Source organism: Methylobacterium hispanicum, from assembly GCF_022179285.1.
Lineage (GTDB): Bacteria > Pseudomonadota > Alphaproteobacteria > Rhizobiales > Beijerinckiaceae > Methylobacterium > Methylobacterium hispanicum.
Map to the genome: position 1 here is coordinate 1 of NZ_BPQO01000101.1, position 528 is coordinate 528.

The following is a 528-nucleotide window of genomic DNA, read 5'->3' on the forward strand; positions in this document are numbered from 1 at the left end:
CGCAGCTTCTCCTCCATGGCGACCGGCACGATCAGCGCGACGTCCATGGTCACGTTGTCGCCCGGCATCACCATCTCGGTGCCCTCGGGCAGCGTGCACACGCCGGTCACGTCGGTGGTGCGGAAGTAGAACTGCGGCCGGTAGTTGGTGAAGAACGGCGTATGGCGACCGCCCTCCTCCTTCGTCAGGATGTAGGCCTCGGCCTTGAACTTGGTGTGCGGCTTGACCGAACCCGGCTTGCACACGACCTGGCCGCGCTCCACGTCCTCGCGCTTCGTGCCGCGCAGCAGCACGCCCACGTTGTCGCCCGCCTGGCCCTGGTCGAGCAGCTTGCGGAACATCTCGACGCCGGTCACCGTCGTCGTCGTGGTCGCCCGGATGCCGACGATCTCGACCGTCTCGCCCACCTTCACGATGCCGCGCTCGACGCGACCCGTCACCACCGTGCCGCGGCCCGAGATCGAGAACACGTCCTCGATCGGCATCAGGAACGGCAGGTCGATCGGGCGCTCCGGCTGCGGGATGTAG

At 67.8% G+C, this 528-nt stretch carries 1 protein-coding gene; it reads right to left on the minus strand.

Annotated features, from left to right (window positions below; all coding sequences use genetic code 11):
* Positions 1–528 (minus strand): EF-Tu C-terminal domain-related protein (locus MFF56_RS31930; protein ID WP_283207457.1); only part of this gene is annotated, 528 nt, incomplete at both ends.